Origin of the sequence: Micromonospora sp. NPDC002389 (assembly GCF_040296095.1) — a bacterium.
In the GTDB taxonomy this organism is placed as follows: domain Bacteria; phylum Actinomycetota; class Actinomycetes; order Mycobacteriales; family Micromonosporaceae; genus Micromonospora.
Genome location: NZ_JBEOWP010000007.1, coordinates 209,867 through 227,956 on the forward strand (window position 1 = coordinate 209,867; position 18,090 = coordinate 227,956).

General features: G+C 71.2%; 13 protein-coding genes. 6 read left to right on the top strand and 7 right to left on the bottom strand.

Annotated elements, in window-relative coordinates:
* Positions 1–62: 62 nt before the first annotated feature.
* The 3 genes from ABT008_RS15920 to ABT008_RS15930 form a co-directional block, all read right to left on the bottom strand.
* Positions 63–1,439, bottom strand: coding sequence for an ABC transporter substrate-binding protein (locus tag ABT008_RS15920; protein WP_350696966.1), 1,377 nt, complete (start codon positions 1,437–1,439; stop codon positions 63–65).
* A 103-nt stretch (positions 1,440–1,542) separates the two neighbouring features.
* Positions 1,543–2,325 carry a GntR family transcriptional regulator gene (locus ABT008_RS15925; protein WP_350696967.1) on the bottom strand — a complete coding sequence of 261 codons (783 nt, stop codon included), beginning with the start codon at positions 2,323–2,325 and terminating at the stop codon, positions 1,543–1,545.
* Between the two features lie 197 nt (positions 2,326–2,522).
* Positions 2,523–3,515, bottom strand: coding sequence for a glycoside hydrolase family 11 protein (locus ABT008_RS15930; protein ID WP_350696968.1), 993 nt, complete (start codon positions 3,513–3,515; stop codon positions 2,523–2,525).
* Here ABT008_RS15930 and ABT008_RS15935 point away from each other — a divergent pair.
* Positions 3,412–3,690 carry a hypothetical protein gene (locus ABT008_RS15935; RefSeq protein WP_350697112.1) on the top strand — a complete coding sequence of 93 codons (279 nt, stop codon included), beginning with the start codon at positions 3,412–3,414 and terminating at the stop codon, positions 3,688–3,690. The genes ABT008_RS15930 and ABT008_RS15935 overlap by 104 nt on opposite strands.
* A 374-nt stretch (positions 3,691–4,064) precedes the next feature.
* On the opposite strand, the gene ABT008_RS15940 is transcribed toward ABT008_RS15935, so the two are convergent.
* On the bottom strand, positions 4,065–6,857 hold the full coding sequence (locus ABT008_RS15940) for an AfsR/SARP family transcriptional regulator (protein WP_350696969.1): 2,793 nt from the start codon (positions 6,855–6,857) through the stop codon (positions 4,065–4,067).
* Between the two features lie 342 nt (positions 6,858–7,199).
* Here ABT008_RS15940 and ABT008_RS15945 point away from each other — a divergent pair, with 342 nt between their 5' ends.
* Both ABT008_RS15945 and ABT008_RS15950 read left to right on the top strand, forming a co-directional pair.
* Entirely contained in the window at positions 7,200–7,775 is a 576-nt protein-coding gene (locus tag ABT008_RS15945) for a hypothetical protein (protein WP_350696970.1), read from the top strand.
* 376 nt (positions 7,776–8,151) lie between these two features.
* Positions 8,152–8,736 (top strand): hypothetical protein, encoded by a 585-nt coding sequence (locus ABT008_RS15950; RefSeq protein WP_350696971.1) that lies wholly within the window; start codon positions 8,152–8,154, stop codon positions 8,734–8,736.
* Positions 8,737–8,790: 54 nt separating this feature from the next.
* Here ABT008_RS15950 and ABT008_RS15955 read toward each other — a convergent pair whose 3' ends face one another.
* Positions 8,791–9,069: a YciI family protein gene (locus ABT008_RS15955; protein ID WP_350696972.1), complete on the bottom strand. Its 279-nt coding sequence runs from the start codon at positions 9,067–9,069 to the stop codon at positions 8,791–8,793.
* Positions 9,070–9,128: 59 nt separating this feature from the next.
* Here ABT008_RS15955 and ABT008_RS15960 point away from each other — a divergent pair, with 59 nt between their 5' ends.
* The 3 genes from ABT008_RS15960 to ABT008_RS15970 all read left to right on the top strand — a co-directional run bounded on the left by ABT008_RS15960 (position 9,129) and on the right by ABT008_RS15970 (position 14,866).
* Positions 9,129–9,794 (top strand): Crp/Fnr family transcriptional regulator, encoded by a 666-nt coding sequence (locus ABT008_RS15960; RefSeq protein WP_350696973.1) that lies wholly within the window; start codon positions 9,129–9,131, stop codon positions 9,792–9,794.
* 322 nt (positions 9,795–10,116) lie between these two features.
* A complete protein-coding gene (locus ABT008_RS15965) occupies positions 10,117–13,401 on the top strand; it encodes an endo-1,4-beta-xylanase (RefSeq protein ID WP_350696974.1) in 3,285 nt (1,094 codons plus the stop codon).
* A 343-nt stretch (positions 13,402–13,744) separates the two neighbouring features.
* Complete coding sequence (locus ABT008_RS15970; RefSeq protein ID WP_350696975.1) at positions 13,745–14,866, top strand: M14 family zinc carboxypeptidase; 1,122 nt, start codon at positions 13,745–13,747, stop codon at positions 14,864–14,866.
* An 83-nt stretch (positions 14,867–14,949) separates the two neighbouring features.
* Here the strand turns inward: ABT008_RS15970 and ABT008_RS15975 are convergent, their stop codons facing one another.
* Together ABT008_RS15975 and ABT008_RS15980 are read right to left on the bottom strand one after the other, a co-directional pair.
* Complete coding sequence (locus ABT008_RS15975) at positions 14,950–16,446, bottom strand: FGGY-family carbohydrate kinase (protein WP_350696976.1); 1,497 nt, start codon at positions 16,444–16,446, stop codon at positions 14,950–14,952.
* On the bottom strand, positions 16,447–18,081 hold the full coding sequence (locus ABT008_RS15980; protein WP_350696977.1) for a fucose isomerase: 1,635 nt from the start codon (positions 18,079–18,081) through the stop codon (positions 16,447–16,449). It abuts the gene before it with no gap.
* Positions 18,082–18,090 lie beyond the last annotated feature (9 nt).

Below are 18,090 nucleotides of genomic sequence, written 5' to 3' on the forward strand. Positions count from 1 at the left end.
CAACCTCGTTCGGCCTGGACTGCTCCGGCAGTCGTCCACGGCGGTGGGGGTGGAGCGGGGCGTCATCGGCCGGCCCGGGCCATCGCCGCCGCCGCGTCCGACATGGCCCGCTTCGGGTCCTTGCCGTCCACCAGCACCTTGATCAGTTCGAGGGAGAGCGCGTCGGCCTCGCTCGGGAAGGTCGGCCGGGCGTACGGCACCCGTTCCGGCGCCACGGCCTGGAGGTTGGCGACGATCTCCTGCGACATGTCGCCCGGGTAGAAGGCGAGGAAGTCCTCGTTCGACCAGACCGACTCGCGGGCCGACGGGCTGCCCGACTCGGCGCTGACCGCGGTGGCGGTCTCCTTGCTCATCGCCCAGGCGTAGAAGAGCGCGGCCTGCTCCTTCTTGCGCGACGCCTTCGGGATGCCGGCCATCCAGTACCAGTAGTTCGGTGCGGCCGGGGCGGACGCGCTGCCGGGCCAGCGGGACACCGCGATCTGGTCGGTGTGCTGGCTGCTGCTCTTGTCCAGCACCACCGACAGGAGTCCGCTGGCGTCGGTGTAGAGAGCCGCCCGGCCCTCGTTGACCGAGCCGGTGGCCTCCAGCCAGCTCATGTTGGACGCGCCCTTCGGGCCGTACCGGTTGAGCAGTTGCTGCACGTACAGTTCGGTCGCCGCGACCGCCTCGGGGCTGTCCACCGCCGGGGTGTTGCCGGCGTAGAACTCGCCGCCCTGGGTGAGGAAGTAGTTCGTCCAGGTCCAAACGATGTCGAGACCGCGCCGACCGCGACCGGCGAACGGGCGCTCCATGCTCGCGGCGAGCTTCGCGCTGGCGTCGACCAGGCTCTCCTGGGTGGGGAAGCCGGTGATCCCGGCCTGCGCCGCCAGGTCCTTGCGATAGATCACCACGCCGGCCTCGGCCGACAGCGGCAACGCCATCAGCTCACCGTTGAGGCTGCTGGCCCGGCGGGCCGGCTCGAAGAAGTCGTTCGGGTCGAACCAGCCGGTGTTGACCAGGTCGCCGCCACCGAAGTACGCGTCCAGCGGCTCCAGCCAGCCCGCGTTCATGTACTGCCCGGCCTGCAGGTTGCCGACCATCAGGGCGTCGTAGGTGGTGGCGCCGGAGGAGAGGGCCACCAGGGCCTGCTGGTAGTAGCTGTCCTCGGAGAGCGTGTTGGCCTTGAGCGTCATGCCGGTCAGTGCCTCGAACTCGGCGAAGCGCTTGCTGACCGCGGAGGTCCACCAGTGCTCGCAGAGCAGCAGGTTGAGCGTCTCGCCCTTGAAGCGGTCCCAGGACATGCCGGAGCCGTCGAAGGTCTCGCCGGCCGCCGCGGCGTTCGCGGTGCCGGTCTCGCCCTCGCGGCCGGCGCAGGCGCCGAGCGCCACGGCGCCACCGATCCCGAGCACGCCGGTCAGCAGGCCGCGCCTGGACAGCCGGAAGGGAGCCTCGTTGCGCATGATGTCTCCTCAGGGCAGCGTGCGACGACGGCGGTGGCGAACCACCGTCGGCACGAGTGGGGGTGGGGTGTGGAGGGGGAAGGACGTGGGAGGGGCGGGCGTCCTACCGCTTGATCCAGGAGGAGATCCGTACGCGGTCGCCGCGCACCCAGACGTCGGAGTACTCGACGGAGTTTCCGTTGGCCTGGTAGGAGATCTGCTCGAGGTAGAGGACGGGGACCCCGGGACGCAGCGACATCGCGGTGCTGACGTCGTCGTCGGGAAGTATCGCGGAGAAGGTACGCCGGACCGAGTCGACGGTCACGCCGTAGTCGTGTTCGAGCACTCCGAACAGTGACCGCTCCTGGAGGACCTGCGGTGACAGGTCCGGACACAGGGCGGTGGGCAGGTAGTTGTCCAGCAGATAGACCACCTCGCCGCCGACCGATCGGGTCCGGCGGATGGCCAACACGCTGAGGTCGTCGGCACGCAGGCCGAGGTGGGCGGCGATGTGCGAGGGGGCCTGCACGACGCGGGCGGAGAGCACCTGCGTGTGGTACTCGACGCCCTCCCGGTCCAGGCTCTGCGCGGTGGAGATCAGCTCCTGGGCGAACTCCTGCTCCAGCATCTGTCCCCGGACGAAGGTGCCCTTGCCCCGGGTCTGCTTGAGCAGGCCGGCCTCGATCAGCGTACGGATGGCCCGGCGGACCGTGCCCCGGGATACGTTCAGCGCGGCGGCCAGCTCGGGTTCGGCGGGGAGCTTCAGGTGTTCCGGCCACTCCCCCGACTCGATGCGCTGCCGCATGAGCTGCGAGATCTGCTCGTGCAGCGCCTCGGCCTCGGCGGGCGAGACCTGTCGGGTGAGTGCCCTGAGGGCGGCGGGGTTCAGTTCCTGCGTCGTCGCCACGCCTGCTCCTCGTCGCTTGTTCAGTGATGTCCGCATTAGTCTGTGGACATCACTGAACATAGGGCCGGACGGTCACGCGGTCAAGCCCCTGACCTGAGGAAACTTCGCGCAGGCCCATTCGCGGGTGCCGGGCAGTGGTGCACAACGACGAACGGGGTGCCGGCCATTGGCCGACACCCCGTCACGGGTCGATCACGTCAACTAGCGGAGCAACTCGCGGTCGGCGTGGTGTTGTTGCCGTTCTTGTAGAGCGTGACGCCGAAGTTGTTGCCGTTACCGTTCGGCCGTGCGGTGAGCGTGCCGCTGGAGCCGCTGACCGAGGCGTTCCAGCTGTTCTGCACACTCTGGCTGCCGTTGGTGCGGATGGAGACGGTCCAGTTGTTGCTGCCGCTGACCGAGAAGTTCACGTTGAACCGGTCGCTCCAGTCCTCGGCCCGACTCACGCTGACCGAGCAGCCGCCGTTGCCGGGCGGCGGGGTGGTGGGGTTGGTGGCGCCCCCACTGTTCACCGTGATGTTGGAGCTACCGCTGCTCTGGTACCCCTCGGTGGCCATGATCTGGTAGTAGTGGTTGCCCAGGTTCATGCCCCGGGCGGCCCACGCGTCGAAGTGGTTGCCGGTGGTGATGGTGCCGCCCACCCGCTTCGACGTCCGGACGCTCCAGTACTGGTAGAAGGTCTGCGTGCCGTCGATCGACGGCTGGTTGACCCGCTGGGTGCGGTAGATGTCGTACGTACCGCCGTCGGTGTTGATCGTGCCCATGGAGTTGGCGCCCGGCGGCCGCCAGCTACCCCAACTGTCCACGATGTAGTACTCGACCAGCGGGCTACGGGTCCAGCCGTACAGGGTCAGGTACGAGTTGCCGTTCGGGCTGAAGGTGCCCGAGTAGGTCACGTTGCGCCGCGTGCCCGGGTTCCAGCCCTTGCCGGCGACGAAGTTGTTGACGTTGCTCCACTGGGTGCTGTACTGGCCGCCGTTCCCCATCGTCATGGAGACGTTGCCGCTGTCCTTCCAGAAGGAGAAGAAGTACCCGTTGTGGTTCCCCTCCTGGTTGGACGTCACGGTCTGGGCGTGGGCGGGGCCTGTCGTGATCGCCACGGTGCCGGTCGTGATCAGTGCCACGGCGCAGGCCGCGCCGATGAGCGACCGGAGGCGTCTGCGGCGTCTCGGTTGCACGAGGCCGTCGGGCATTCTTCCTCCTCGGGACGGCTGGCCGGAGGCCAGCAGTGCGCTACGCGCCGACCGCCTCTCGGCGGCCCGGGCGACCGCCGTCGACGGTCGGCGCGTATCGCATTCGGTGGTGGTGGCGTACCGGTCGTGCCGCACGGTGACCGGCGGAACTGGTGGCGAGGTCGACGACGATTGAGCTGCGTCGATGGCCATCAGTATTGGCCGATTTCCCTGGACACGTCAACAACTTCCGGAAACACTCCCGACATCTCCGGCCCGCCGGAACTGCCGCCCACCGCGATGTTGATCCTGTTCAACCGCGTTGTGAGCGCGTCACCTCGGTGAATATAGACCGCAACTATCGGTGTCGCCGCAGACACGCCCGGCCCCCACCATCGGAAGTTCCAGTGGGTTTCCGGACGAGGATCGGGCAACTGTCGGGGTACATGCCGTGCATGTTCGACGGATTCACCGATGAACGGATCGACGTCGAGTCCGGCCATCACGTGGCCGAGGAGAACCCGGTCGGGCTGACCGAGGCCCTGCACCGCTTCCTCGGCTGACCGGCGCCTACTCGGAACGCCGCAGGTCGGCCAGTCGGCGTCGGGCACCCTCGGCGGCCGGGTCGCCCAGGTCCTCGAAGATGGCGGCGGCCAGTCGCCAGGCCGCCACCGCACCGTCGAGGTCGTCCATGGCGGCGCAGGTGTCGCCGAGGCGGGTGAGGGTCTCCGCCTGGTGGTAGCGGTCGGCGGAGTCGCGGAACAACTCGATGGACTGCTCGTAGCAGCTCACCGCCGACTCGTACTCCCCCAGGCCGTGGTAGGCGAAGCCCAGGCTGTCCAGCGTCGCCGCCTGTCCGTTGCGGTCGTCGATCAGCCGTTGCTGGGCGAGCGCCTCGGTGCAGTCGTCGATGGCCTGCCGGTGGTTGCCCAGCACGGCGTGGAGGTAGCCGATCGCGTTCAGCGCCCGCCCCTCGCCCGCCCGGTTGCCGGCGAGCCGGTAGAGCCGCAACGCCTCGTGGGCGTGCGTCAACGCCTCGTCCCGTCGGCCGAGGACGAAGCAGTGCTCGGTGTAGTTGTGCAGCGTCTGCGCCAGGCCGTCCTGGTCGCCGAGCTTCTCGTAGAGCGTGATCGCGCGCTGGAGGCGCTCGCCCGCGGTGTCGTACTCGCCAAGCCGGTAGGCGGCCCGGCCGAGCAGGCGGTTGGCGGTGGCCTGCGCCTCCAGGTCACCGAGACGTTCCGCCGACTCCAACGCGGCCTGCTGGGCGGTCGACTGGTCCTGCCAGAGCCCACCCGGCGCGAGGAAGGTGGTCAACGCCCAGGCCAGCCGCCAGGCGTACGCGTCGAAGCCGGTGGCGGTGGCCTGCCGGACCACCCGGAGCAGCACGTGCCGTTCGGCGGTGAACCAGGCCAGCGCGGCGTCCTGGTCGACCATCGGCACGCGGACGTTGCCGGGCAGCGCGGGTAGCGCGGTGACCGGCGGCCACTGCGGCTGCACCAGGCGACCGGCCGGTTCGGCGCTGTGCAGGTAGTGGTCGTACAGCCGACGGTGGGCGGCCCACCGCTGGTCGGCCGGCTCGTCCGCCTGGGCCAGCTCGGCGGCGTACGAGCGCAACAGGTCGTGGAAGGCGTACCGGTCGGGGCGGTGCTCGGTCAGCAGGTGCAGCCGGGTCAGCTCGGTGAGCACCGGGGCGACCGCGGCACGCGGCCAGCCGAGCAGCGCGGCGGCGGCGGAGCCGCTCAGTTCCGGCCCCGGGTGCAGGCCGAGCAGGCGGAACAGGCGTGCCGCGTCCAGGCTCAGTGCCTCGTAGGACCAGGAGAACACCCGCCGTACGTCACCGTCGGCGAGCATCGCGAGCCGGGTCTCCGGCACGCGCAGCTCGGCGACGACCGCCTCCAGCGGGAACGTCGGTCGGGTGGCCACCCGGGCCGCCACGATGGAGAGCGCGAGCGGCAGCCGGCCGGCGGCCTCGATCATCTCGGCCACGGCGGTCGGCTCGGCGTCCAGACGGCTGCCGTCGACCCGGCTGCGCAGCAGGTGCGTCGACTCGGTGTCGGTCAGCACGTCGAGAGTCAGCAGTCGGGCGCCCTCGGCGGCGACCAGCGCGCTGAGCTGGTCCCGACTGGTCACCACGACCGCGCAGCGGCCCGCGCCCGGCAGGAGCGGGCGCACCTGGTCGGCGTCACGGGCGTTGTCCAGCACGATGAGCATCTCGCGGTCGGCCAGCAGGCTGCGGTACAGGCCGGTGCGGGCGTGCTGGCTGCTGGGTATGCGGGCCAGCGGTACGTCCAGCGCCTCCAGGAAGCCGAGCAGAGCGTCGGCCGGGGAGACCGTCTCGCCCTCGTCGTAGCCACGCAGGTTGACGTAGAGCTGCCCGTCGGGGAAACGGTCGGCGACCCGGTGCGCCCAGTGCAGCGCCAGGGTGGTCTTGCCGACACCGGCCATCCCGCACACCACCGTGACGACCACGGAGGTCGGTCCGCCGGCCGGGTGCCCGACGACCGCGTCGAGGCGGGCGAGTTGCTCCCGCCGGCCGACGAAGTCCGGCGTGGTGAGCGGCAACTGCGCCGGGCGGGTACCGGCGGCGGGCGCGGGTTCGGCAGGCGGTGGCGGGCCGGGCGGCGGGCAGCGGTGGTGCAGGATGTCGTCGTGCAGGCGGGTCAGCTCGGGCCCCGGGTCCATCCCGGTCTCCTCGGCGAGCACCTGCCGGGCCTGCCGGAAGGCCGCCGTGGCCCCGGCCGCATCCCCGCTGTGGTACAGGCCGGTCATCAGGTGCGCCCAGGCGCGCTGCCGCAACGGATGCCGTTCGAGCAGGGCCCGCAGTCGGGGGATCACCTGCGCCGCCGCGCCGAGCGCGAGCTGGGTGCCGGCGTGGTCCTCCTCGGCTAGCAGGCGCCGCTCGGCCACCTGTCCCACCCAGCGCGACAGCACCCGGGGCAGCGGCAGCCCGGCCAGGACGGGGCCTCGCCACAGCCCCAGTGCCTGCGCCAGCTCGGCCTCGGCGCGTACCGGATCACCGCAGGTCACGGCGGTGCGCCCGCGCGCCACGGCGGCGTCGAAGCGGTCCAGGTCGCGCTCGTCCGGCTCCACCCGCAGCAGGTAGCCCGCGGCGGTGGTGACGATCCGGCCGTCGCAGTCGATCGCCTGCCGCAGCCCGCGCACGTAGGTGCGGATGTTGGCCCCGGCGGAGGCCGGCGGCTGGTCGCCCCAGAGCACGTTCACCAGTTCGTCGGCGGGTACGGCCTCACCGGGTCGGGTCAGCAGCAGGGCCAGCAGCAGCCGTTGTTTGACCGAGCCGAGGTCGATCGGGTGCCCGTCCCGGGAGACCGACAACGGGCCGAGAAGGTCGAAGCGGAGAAGCATCAGTCACCTCAGCCGACGGCTTGGCCATTGGACCGCACCACATCCGAACCGCGTCGCCGCACGGCCGGACCGACCGATCGACGGTAGTCGCGCACAATTCGTTTGTACGCCAATTGTGCGCGACGGATACGCCGGAAACCGTACCATCGGCCGCCGGTTCGACGATCTTTCAATCGGTGTGTCCAGGGGCGTCCACGGGGTGCCCCTGCACGCACCAGCAAGCGTTCTGGTCCGGGACCCGTCGGCGTCGGGATGACCGACGGTCCGGACCGGAACGCCTCGCCCGTGCCACGCTCCGACCGGTGCTGGCGGATCCGCGTCTCGATCTCTGCGGAGGTGACGATGAGCAGGACCCTGCCGCCCCGGCCACGTACCCAGGACCTGGAGCACCTCCTGCGGACCCGACAGCCGGTCCTTCGTTTCGTCACCGATCCTCTGCCCCGCCCCGACGTGCTGCGGGTCTGCCAGGCGGGCGCCGACGCAGGACTGCCGGTCACACCGGACGACGTCCACACCGCACGCTGGCTGGTGTTCGCCCGCGCGGTCAGCGACACCGCGCCGGGCCTCCACGAGTACCGCGACGGCGAGCTGGTTGCGGCTGCCGGGCTGCCGGCGGCCGGGGCGATGGCCGCGCTGGCCTCCAGTGCCTCGGCCACCGCACCGTGCCTGGTGGCGCCGGTGTGGATCCGGGACGCCGCGCGAACCGGGCCGGACATCGACGACCACCTCGACCTGCTGTTGCGGACCGGTGCCAGCCTGCACGCGGCGTACCTGCTGGCGATGCGGTCGGGCCTCGGTGGTCACCTGTTCCGCAGCCCGCACCCGGCGACGTCGTCCGGCGGGTGGGACGACCTGGAGGCACGGCCGTTCCTGGCCCTGGCCTTCGGTCACCCGGCGCCACGCGCGGGCGGCCGGTAGGCGTACCCGGCCCTCGGGTGACCGGGGCGCACCCCGGAGCGGTCGACGAAGTCGGTCGGACCTCGGCGACGGTCGATGTTGCCGGACCGGGTCCGGGCGTGCTGGAATGGCTCCTATCGCCGCAGCGCGGGGGCAAACGCGCTGGGAACGGCCAGCGCACGGGAGCAGCGCTATGCCGGCAGCGCGCCGCATCGGCAGACGGTCGCGCGCCGCATCGCCAGGCCATCACCACGACGACGGGCACATTTCCGGGCAGGTGTCCCCGCCGAACGTGTGTCCCCCGGTACGAGTCCGCGAGGCGTCGCGGCGGAGATGTCGGGGGCGTCCGACGCGATCTGCCGACGCACCAGAACCGGCGACGAGGTGAGAAGCAGTCATGATTTCCCGACAGAGTGTGGCGGGGTGGTACCGGAACCGCTTCGTGTGGGTGGCGGTGATCGTGCTGACCGTCTCGGCCACGGCGGTGGCACTGGTCAACGCCGCCGAGACGGACACGAAGCCGACGGACCTGCGCGGGCAGCTCATGACCTGGATGCGCGCCACGCTGGAACAGGCGGACCCGGGGCAGCACAACCACGCCGGCCACGCGCCCCAGCAGGCGGCCGACGGGCAGGAGACGCCACCGGCGGTGGTCTGCGGAGTCCACGTGTACGGCTTCGAGCCGGCCGAGGTGACCTCGATCGCCGACGTCCGGACCGTCTACGGCTTCCACCTCTGCGGGGTGGCCGAGGAGAAGCGCACCTGGGACTGGGCGGTCAAGCTGGCTGGTCCGGTCATCATGGACCGCTCCACCAACCCACCCGGCATCCAGGTGGTCGAGGCGACCGAGGACGTCATCTTCATCGACCGGCTGCGGCAGATGTTCCCGGCGAAGTACGCCGACCTGGCGCAGAAGGAGGCGCTCGAGCCCGGGGAGATGGCCGACCTGCGCCGCCGGTACGACGCGGCGGCCGGGCTGTGACCCGTACCGCCTGATGCGGCGGCCCCGCCCACGGCGGCGCGCCGCTGCCGTGGGTCAGAGCGTGCCCGGCCGGTCCGAGCCCACCAGCGGTCGCCAGGCGCGCAGCGACACGACGCGGACACCCGGGGTGGTGAAGTACGGGTCCTCGGCCATCAGCCGGCGCACCGTCGCGGCCTCGGCGGCGAAGACCAGCAGTGCGCCGGAGTCGTCGTCCCAGGGGCCGGCGAGGAGCAACGTGCCCTGGTCGTGCCAGGCGCGCAGGCGTTGCCGGTGGTCGGGACGCGCCGCCAGGCGGGCCGGGTCGGCGGTGAAGGAGAGTTCCACACAGATCACGGCGGGGACGCTACGGACCGGACCGACGGTCGGCTGTATCGCGGGATACTCTGCGGAACGTGGCCACCGAGAACCTGTCGGCGGTGCCGTTGTTCTCGATGCTCGACGCCGACCGCATCGAGCGGCTCGCCGCCCAGTGCCCGCTGCGCGAGGTGCTGGCCGGCACCGTCCTGGCCCGGTGCGGCGACCCGGCCGGGCACCTGATCGTCGCGGAGCGAGGCACCGTGGTCGCCGGGTACGACACCCGCCACGGGACACGGGTCCGCTTCGCCACGGCCACCGGCCCCTGCGTGGTGGACAAGGCCGCCACATTGCACGGTGGCCCGCACACCGCCACCTGGACTGCGGTGACTCGATGCCGGGTCCGGTTCCTGCCGGCGGACGCCCTCCGGGCTCTCATCGACGAGGTGCCGGCACTGCGCGACCACGTGCTGCGGCACCTTTCCGGGCAGGTCAACCGGGACCGCCGGGACCGGGTCCGCCGCGCCGCGCCGCAGCCGGTGGCCCGGATCGCGGACTGGATCGCCGAGCACCGGCCCGCACCGGGCAGCCGGATCCACCTACCCGGCGCCCAGCAGGGGCTCGGCGAGGAGGTCGGACTGTCCCGGGTCACCGTCAACCGGGCGCTGCGGGTCCTGGTCAAGGCGGGTGCCATCCGGGTCGAACCCGGCGTCGTCGTGGTGGTGGACCCCCGACGGCTCACGGCCTCAGCCGCGCAGCGCTAGCAGCGATCCGGTGCAAGGAAGGGTCCCCTACTAACGCCTCGTGCATAGGAAGGGACCCCTGCTAACACATCGCTGTCAACCTCCGACAGGCCGATCACTACCGCTCCCTTTTCCGAAAGTTTCCGGAAGTTCTGGTCACGACAATCGGCCCGACATAACATGCACGCGCTTGGATGCATCCGGTACGCCTCCAGCGAAGCACCCCGCCACCAGCCACAATCGCGTAAAGGGATCACCGATGCGCCTCTGGAAATCCTCCCGCCGATCGCGACAGCGATCGCGACTTCTCGCCGTCCTCTGCACCACGACACTCGTCGCGGCCGTGGCCGTCGCACCCGGTCCGGCCGCCGCCGCGCAGACCGTCCTCTCCTCCGACTTCGAGTCCGGCTCGTACGCTCCGTGGGGTGCGCGGGGCGACGTGACCCTCGCCATCGCGGCGGAGGGCCACGACAGCGACAACAGCCTCTCGGTCACCGGGCGTACGGCCAACTGGCAGGGCCCGGCGACCAGCGCCACCGCCCTGTTCACCCCCGGTACGCGCTACTCGGTCAGCGCCTGGGTGAAGCTCCCGGCCGGCACCGAGGGCACCGCCGGTGTGCACTTCACCGTGGAGTCGACGCCGGCCGCCGGCGGTGACAACACGTACACCTGGATCGGCGACAGCGTGCCCGCCACGGCGGGCGAGTGGGTGCGGATCGGCGGCGACTACACGCTGCCCACCGGGCTCAGCGCGGCCACCCTCTATGTCGAGGCGGAGGGGACCACCCCGTTCCTGTTGGACGACGTGCTGGTCACCGCGCCGGACGGCGGGACCGGACCGGCGCCGGGCACCGTGGTCGTCGACACCGACTTCGAGGACGGGTTGGACGGTTGGGGGCCGCGCGACGGCGGTCCGGGCGCCCCGAGCGTCACGCTGACCGACGTCGCGCACGGCGGGGAGGCGGCGGCGCTGGTCAGCGACCGGGTCAACCAGGGCGCCGGGCTCGGCCGGGACGTGACCGGGCTGGTCGAGCCCGGCGTGACCTACGAGTTCAGCGCCTGGCTGCGCTTCGCCGAGGGCCAGCCGACCGACGAGGTCTGGCTCAGCCTGGCCAGCACCAGCGGCGGCAGCCAGTCGTTCGCGACCCTGGCCCAGTTCACCACCGTCACCAACACCGGGTGGACGCAGGTGACGGCCCGCTTCACCGTACCGGCCGCGGACAGCGCGTACCTGTACTTCGAGACCCGCTGGCAGGGTGCGGACGTACCCGGCAACACCAGTGACTTCCTCGCCGACGACATCGTCGTCCGGGTGCCCGAGCCACCGGTGGTGGAGGACCTCACCGGCATCCACGAGACCACCGACTTCCCGGTCGGTGTGGCGATCGACGGCCGGGAGACCGAGGGTGCCGCCGCGCAGCTGCTGACCCGGCACTTCAACCAGATCACGGCGGAGAACCACATGAAGCCGGAGGCCTGGTACGACGACGAGGGCACCTTCCGCCCGCACGACCAGGCGCTGACGATGATGGACTTCGCCCGCGACAACGACCTGAAGGTCTACGGTCACGTGCTGGTCTGGCACAGTCAGACGCCGGCCTGGTTCTTCCAGGACTCGGCGGGTCAGCCGCTGAGCACGTCCGCCGCCGACCAGCAGGTGCTGCGCGAGCGGCTGCGCACGCACATCTTCGCCGTCGCCCGGTCGATGAGCGAGCGGTACGGCGCCTTCGGCTCCGCCACCAACCCGCTGTACGCCTTCGACGCGGTCAACGAGGTGGTCAGCGACAGCGGCGAGTACGCCGACGGCCTGCGCCGCAGCGAGTGGTACCGCATCCTCGGCGAGTCCTTCATCGACCTGACGTTCGAGTACGCCGACGAGGCGTTCAACGACGTGTACGCGGTCGACGGCACCGACCCGGTGACCCTGTTCATCAACGACTACAACACCGAGCAGAGCGGTAAGCAGGCCCGCTACAAGGCGCTGGTGGAGCGGCTGATCGCCCGGGGCGTACCGGTCGACGGGGTGGGCCACCAGTTCCACGTCTCGCTGGCCACGCCGGTGAGCAGCCTGGAGGCGGCGCTGGACGCGTTCACCGACCTGCCGGTGACCCAGGCCGTCACCGAACTCGACGTCACCACCGGCACCCCGGTCACCCAGGCGAACCTGATCGAGCAGGGCTACTACTACCGGGACGCGTTCCGGATCTTCCGGGAGCACACCGACGACCTGCTGGCCGTCACCGTGTGGGGGCTGACCGACGGGCGTTCCTGGCGGTCCGGCAACGGCGCGCCGCTGCTGTTCGACGACAACCTGCGCGCCAAGCCCGCCTATCACGGCGCGGTCGACGGCGAGCTGCCCGCCCGGCTGCGCACCGCCACCGTCTTCGCCGGGGACGTGCCCCTGACCGCCGCCGCTCCGACGGACCTGACCTGGCGCACGCTGCCACTGCACCCGGTGGAGGAGGCGGCCCGGTTCCAGTTGCGCTGGGCACCGGACCACCTCACCGCGTACGTCACGGTCACCGACGCCACGGTCTCCGCCGACGACCGGGTCGAGTTCGCCCTGGACGGCGAGACCTACCGGGTCCGGCGGGACGGCACCGGTGACGTGCCGGCCGTGGCGGCGGTCCGGGACGGCGGCTACCACCTGGTCGCCCACCTGCCGCTGACCGAGGCCACCCGGGGGGACACGCTCTCCCTCGACGTGCGGGTCACCGACGACGGCACCACCTCCGGCTGGAACACCCCGGGTGCGGTCGGCACGCTGACCCTGGTGGAGGAGTTGTCGTACCTGGAGGTGCGCCGGGCACCGAGCGCGCCGGTGGTCGACGGCACGGTGGACGAGGTCTGGACCCAGGCGAGCACGGTGACCACGGCCAAGCAGGTCTCCGGCACCGACGGGGCGGTGGCGCAGGTCCGTACGCTGTGGCGGGACCAGACGCTCTACGTGCTGGCCGAGGTCACCGACCCGGAGGTGGACGTCTCCGGGTCCGACCCGTGGACCCAGGACTCGGTGGAGATCTACGTCGACGCCGGCAACGCCAAGAACGGCTCCTACCGCTACGACGACACCCAGATCCGGATCAACGCCGACAACGTCGTGTCGTTCGGCACCGGCGACGAGGCGTTCCAGGCGGGACGGCTGACCAGCGCGGCCGTACGGACCCCGACGGGCTACACCGTCGAGGCCGCGATCAGCCTGCTGGAGTACGGCGGCCTCGACACGTTCCACGGCCTGGACTTCCAGGTCAACGACGCCTCCGGCGGTACGCGCACGTCGATCCGCAACTGGGCCGAGCAGGAGGGCGTCGGCTACCAGAGCACCGCCCGCTGGGGAGTGGGCCGGCTGGTCGAGGGCTCGACCGTGGACGTCACGCTCACCCGGGTCGCCCGGTGGAACTCCGACAGCGGTGGGGGTTACTGCGCCACCATCACCGCCACCAACACCGGCGACAAGCCGGTGGCCTGGAGCGCGATCGTCGACCTGGAGGGCGACATCTACACCGCGTGGAACTTCACCCGGGAACGCCTGGCCGACGGTGGCTACCGGATCAGCGGGGTGGACTGGAACCGGACCCTGAAGCCCGGCGCCAGCACCCACAGCGTCGGATACTGCGCCAACCTGTAGGAACCGACACCGGCCCCGGCGGACACCGGGGCCGGTCCGGCGAGTGGCGGCCACTGCTCCAGCGGTGGCCGCCACTCCCGTGTCCAGGTGTACCGACCGCGCGGGGTCCAGGCCACGTAGGACATTCGACGGAGTCGCGGGTGCCCGAGCCTGAACAGACGACGGAACTTGCCCACCACCCTTGACCTGCGAAAACGCCCCCTTGTTGAATGAGCGCACCGCGGAGCCTTCCGACCAGGAAGGTCGCAGCCCAGCCAGCACAGCGGCGCGAACAGGCGCGCGGAGTCGCACACGATCGTCTTGCTGGACGCTACCGCGACCACCTCAGAAGGGACGTCACCCAGTGTCCAGACCACGTCGCCGTCAGGTGATCCTCGCCGCCGCGCTCCTCCTCGCCCCCATGGTCGTGCCGGGGGTCGCCCAGGCGAACGGGCCGTTCGTGCCGCCGAACCAGGAGACCGTCAACCGCTCCTCGATGCTCAGCGCCGCCGAGGTCTCGGCCGAGATGCACGCGTTGCAGGCCCGCAGCAAGGGCGCCCTGCGGGTGCAGGAGGTCGGCCGCAGCGGCCAGGGCCGCCCGCTCGAGGTCGCCTTCATCGGCACCGGAAGCACCCGGATCTGGATTCAGGGCCGGATCCACGGCAACGAGCCGTACGGCGCCGAGGCCTCGCTGGACTTCCTGAAGACGCTCGTCTCCGGCGGTAAGCACGCGCGGGAGGTGTTGCAGCAGGTCAGCTTCGCGGTCGTCCCGATCTACAACCCGGACGGTTCCGAGGCGTACCGGCGGCAGGACAGCGTCCAGAACATCGACCTCAACCGCGACTGGGGTGTGGACCGGCCGATCTTCGACCGGCTCAACGCGGTCCGGGCCGGTCTCGGTCAGGCGCCGCTGTCCGAGCAGACCTTCGCCAACTACACCCGGCACCGTGCCGTCGAGTCGCAGGCGTTCTGGTATGTCTGGGCCGACTTCAAGCCGCACCACATCATCGACCTGCACCACCAGGGCACGTACGTCGTCGGTGACACCGACGAGATGACCACGTTCTCGGTCGGCATCTCCCTCGACCCCGGCATGCTGACCTCGCAGCAGTGGGACACCGTCCGCCGGATGGGTGTGGTGGCCGCGGACGCAGCGGGTCGCAGCGGTGTGGTCAACGTGACCCGCTACCCGTACATCAACATCCCGGAGGGCGTCACCTCTGCCGCCATGCTCAACGGCCCCGGGCCGCGCGGCGAGTACGCCAACTGGCGCAGCAACGCGATGTTCTTCGAGTCGCGCGGCGGCATCGGCCACAAGAGCAGCGGCTACCTCATCAAGCAGAACGTCGACGGGCTCTGGGCCATCGTCAACTCGTTCAGCGACGGCTCGCTGGCCGGCGTGGACGCCAACCGGTGGAGCGACATCCCGGCCCGGGGTGCCTCGATCTCCACCTGCGCCAAGTTCCCCCAGCAGTGTGAGTTCTGATCGTCGACGCGATCGCTGACCCGGCGGTGGTCCACGTTCCGGCACGGAGCGTGGACCACCGTCGCCGAGCGCCCCCGGCGGCGCTACCCGGCCCCGCCCTGCAACCGCGCCAGGGCGTGCACCTCGGCCCGGGTGTTGCGGTACAGCGAGGTGTAGCCGGCGTAGAGGCCGTCGTAGGTGGCGGCCACCGAGGGATCGGGGCGCACGATCTGCCCGGGCCGGGTCCAGTCGGTGTCCGGGGCGGCCAGACCGGCACCGATGGCGGCCAGCAGGGCGTCGCCGTAGCTGGCCCCGATGGTCACCTCCGGCACCTCCTGCTCCCGGCCGGTGACGTCGCTGACGATCCGGGTCCACAGTCCACCCTGGGTGCCGCCGCCCACCGCGACCAGCCGCGCGACCGGGTTCTCCGGAGTGTCCAGCAGTTCCAGGATCTGCCGGATGCCGAAGGCGATCCCCTCGTACCCGGCGCGGAACAGGTGTCCCCGCCCGTGCCGCAGGGTCAGTCCGGCGATCACCCCCCGGGCGTCCGGGTCGAAGATCGGGGTTCGTTCCCCGGCGAAGTACGGCAGCAACAGCAGACCATCCGAGCCCGGCGGCACCACCGCCGCCTCCTCGACCAGCGTCTCGAACGGCACCTCGCCCACCAGGTCACGCAGCCAGGTGGTGAGGCTGCCGGAGGTGGCCATGCCGGCGGCGAGGCAGTACGAGTCGGGTGCCACGCCGACGGTGTTCCAGAGCTGCGGATGCCGGGCCACGCCCCGGAGTTGCTGGACGAAGAACATGGTGGAGCCGTACATCAGCATCAGGTCACCGGGTCGGCGGACGCCGACGCTGACCGACTCGGCCCAGGCGTCCACGGTGCCGGCACAGACCGGCGTGCCCACCGGCAGCCCGGTCGCCTCGGCCGCCGCCGGGGTCACCTCGCCGACGATCTCCGCCGACCAGGCCAGCCGGGGCGCGGGCAGATCGCCCATGATCTCGTCGTACCAGGGCCGGTGCCACTGCCGGGCCACGATGTCGTACAGCGGCACCGACTGGCTGGCGGTGTGGTGGTCCAGGACGTACTCGCCGGTCAGCTTCCGCACCACGTACGAGCTGGAGTTGTACCACCGGGTGGCCCGCTCCCACACCTGGGGTTCGTGGCGGCGTACCCAGAGCGCCTTGGGGCCGACCGCCTGGGTGGTGATCGGGGTGGCCGACCGGTCCAGCACCTCCTCGGCGCCGAAGCGCTCGGTCAACTCGGCGATCTCGGCGGTTGCCCGCATGTCGATGCCGTAGAGGATCGCCGGGCGGACCGGCTCGTCCTGCTCGTCGCAGAGCACCAGGCAGGGGCCGACACCGCTGACGCAGACCGCCGCGATCTGCGCGCCCTGGGCGGCGGCGGTCAGCTCGGCGGCGATGGACACCACGTCGCCCCACCAGACCGCCTCGGCGTCGACCTCCGCCCAGCCCGGCCGGGGCAGCGACATCGACCGGGGCCGGGGGCGGACGGCGGTGGCCAGCACCTGGCCGGCGGCGTCGGTGAGCACACCCTTGCTGCTCCCGGTGCCCAGGTCGATGCCGATCAGCAACGGTGCCATCTACAGGTTCACCTCACCGCAGAGGTGCACCACCAGGCCCAGTTCGGCGAACATGGCGGCCTTGGCGGCGAGCGCCCGGTCGGCGGTGGCGGCGTCCGGGGCGTACACCACGTTGAGGTGGTTGGCCTTGTGGCGGGCCATCAACTGGTCGCGGTCGACGCCGTGCAGGACGGCGTGCATGATCGGCCACTGCGGGGTGGTGGCGTCGAGCCGGCGCTGGGTCTCCTCGGCCGGCAACTCCACCGCGCTGCCCCGACCCAGGTCGACGTGGAGGACGCCGTCGGCGATGAAGACCCGGGACCAGACGATCTCCCCCGGCTTGGACACGCCGCTGAGGGTGCCGCCGCCGAGCGGGAAGTACATCGGCGGCTGCCGCATGCTCCAGCTCTTGTCGTAGCCGCCGTTGTGCGAGGCCGGGACCGAGCCGGAGATCTCCATGACCCAGACGAACCGGCCGTCGTACTCCTCGCCCCAGCGGATGTCGTGCAGGGTGGTCGCCGGGTCCAGCCCCATCGCGGTCCAGATCCGGTTGGTCACCAGGGAGTCCACCGCGACGCCCTCGTCGACCTCGTTGAAGTGCGGCAACGGCGCGTCGGCGTAGAGTTCCCGGGCACCGTCGCGGCTGGTCACCGGCGGGCGGGAGACGTTGTTCAGCAGCCCCTCGACCAGGTCGCTGGCGGGTACGACGTCCTTGAGCCCCTGCTGGTACTGGATGCCGACCGCGTCCAGGCCGAAGTCGTCGGCGATGCGCAGCGCGGCCACGTACATCTTGAACTGGCTGTGCAGTTGGGCGTCGGTCAGCTCGGTGGCCTCGTCGGTGCCCGTGTGGAAGGTGAACCCGGCCGCGTCCAGCCAGTCCCGTACGGCCTGCGCCTCGGCGGCGGTGACCGTCGCCATCTCGGCGACCAGGGCGCTCTGCGACAGCCGTTCCTTGTAGACGCCGAGCGGGTTGAGCAGCTCGTCGTCGATGATGGCGTTGTACATGCCCATGCAGCCCTCGTCGAAGACGCCGATGATCGCCTTGTCCCGGACGAGCTGCGCCGCGAGCGCCCGACCGAGCCGTACCTCCTCGGTGGCCGGCAGCTCCGGCAGGTCCCGTACGTGGCTCTGGTCGTGCTCCAGCTTCCCGGTCTCCAGCCAGGTTCGCAGCCGCGACACCGCCCAGTCGTCGGTGAACTTCTCGCTCCACAGGATGGAGTGCGCCACGCCCGCCTTGGTGAGGCTGGCGGTGAGGCCGAGCAGGCCGACCAGGCCGGGGAACTCACCGCTCCAGTTCGCCACCACCAGGATCGGGCCCCGGTGGGTGCGCAGCCCGGCCAGCACGTGGTGGCTGTACTGCCAGACCGCCTCGGCGACGATCAACGGCGCGTCCGGCGGGATCGACTTGAACACCTCGATGCCCTGGCGCTGGCTGGCGATGAAGCCGTGCCCGGCGGTGTCGTCGACCGGGTGCGCCCGCTGCACCCGGTGGCCCAGGGCGGTGACCGCCCGCTCCAGGTCGGCCTCGAACTGCCGCTGCACCGGCCAGCAGGTGACGTTGGCGCTGGGCCGCAGGTCGCCGCTGGCGATGGTCCAGACCACGCCGGGCTCGGCAGCGGGCTGGTCGGTCAACTCGGGAAAGGCGTAGCTGCTCACGCGGGGCTC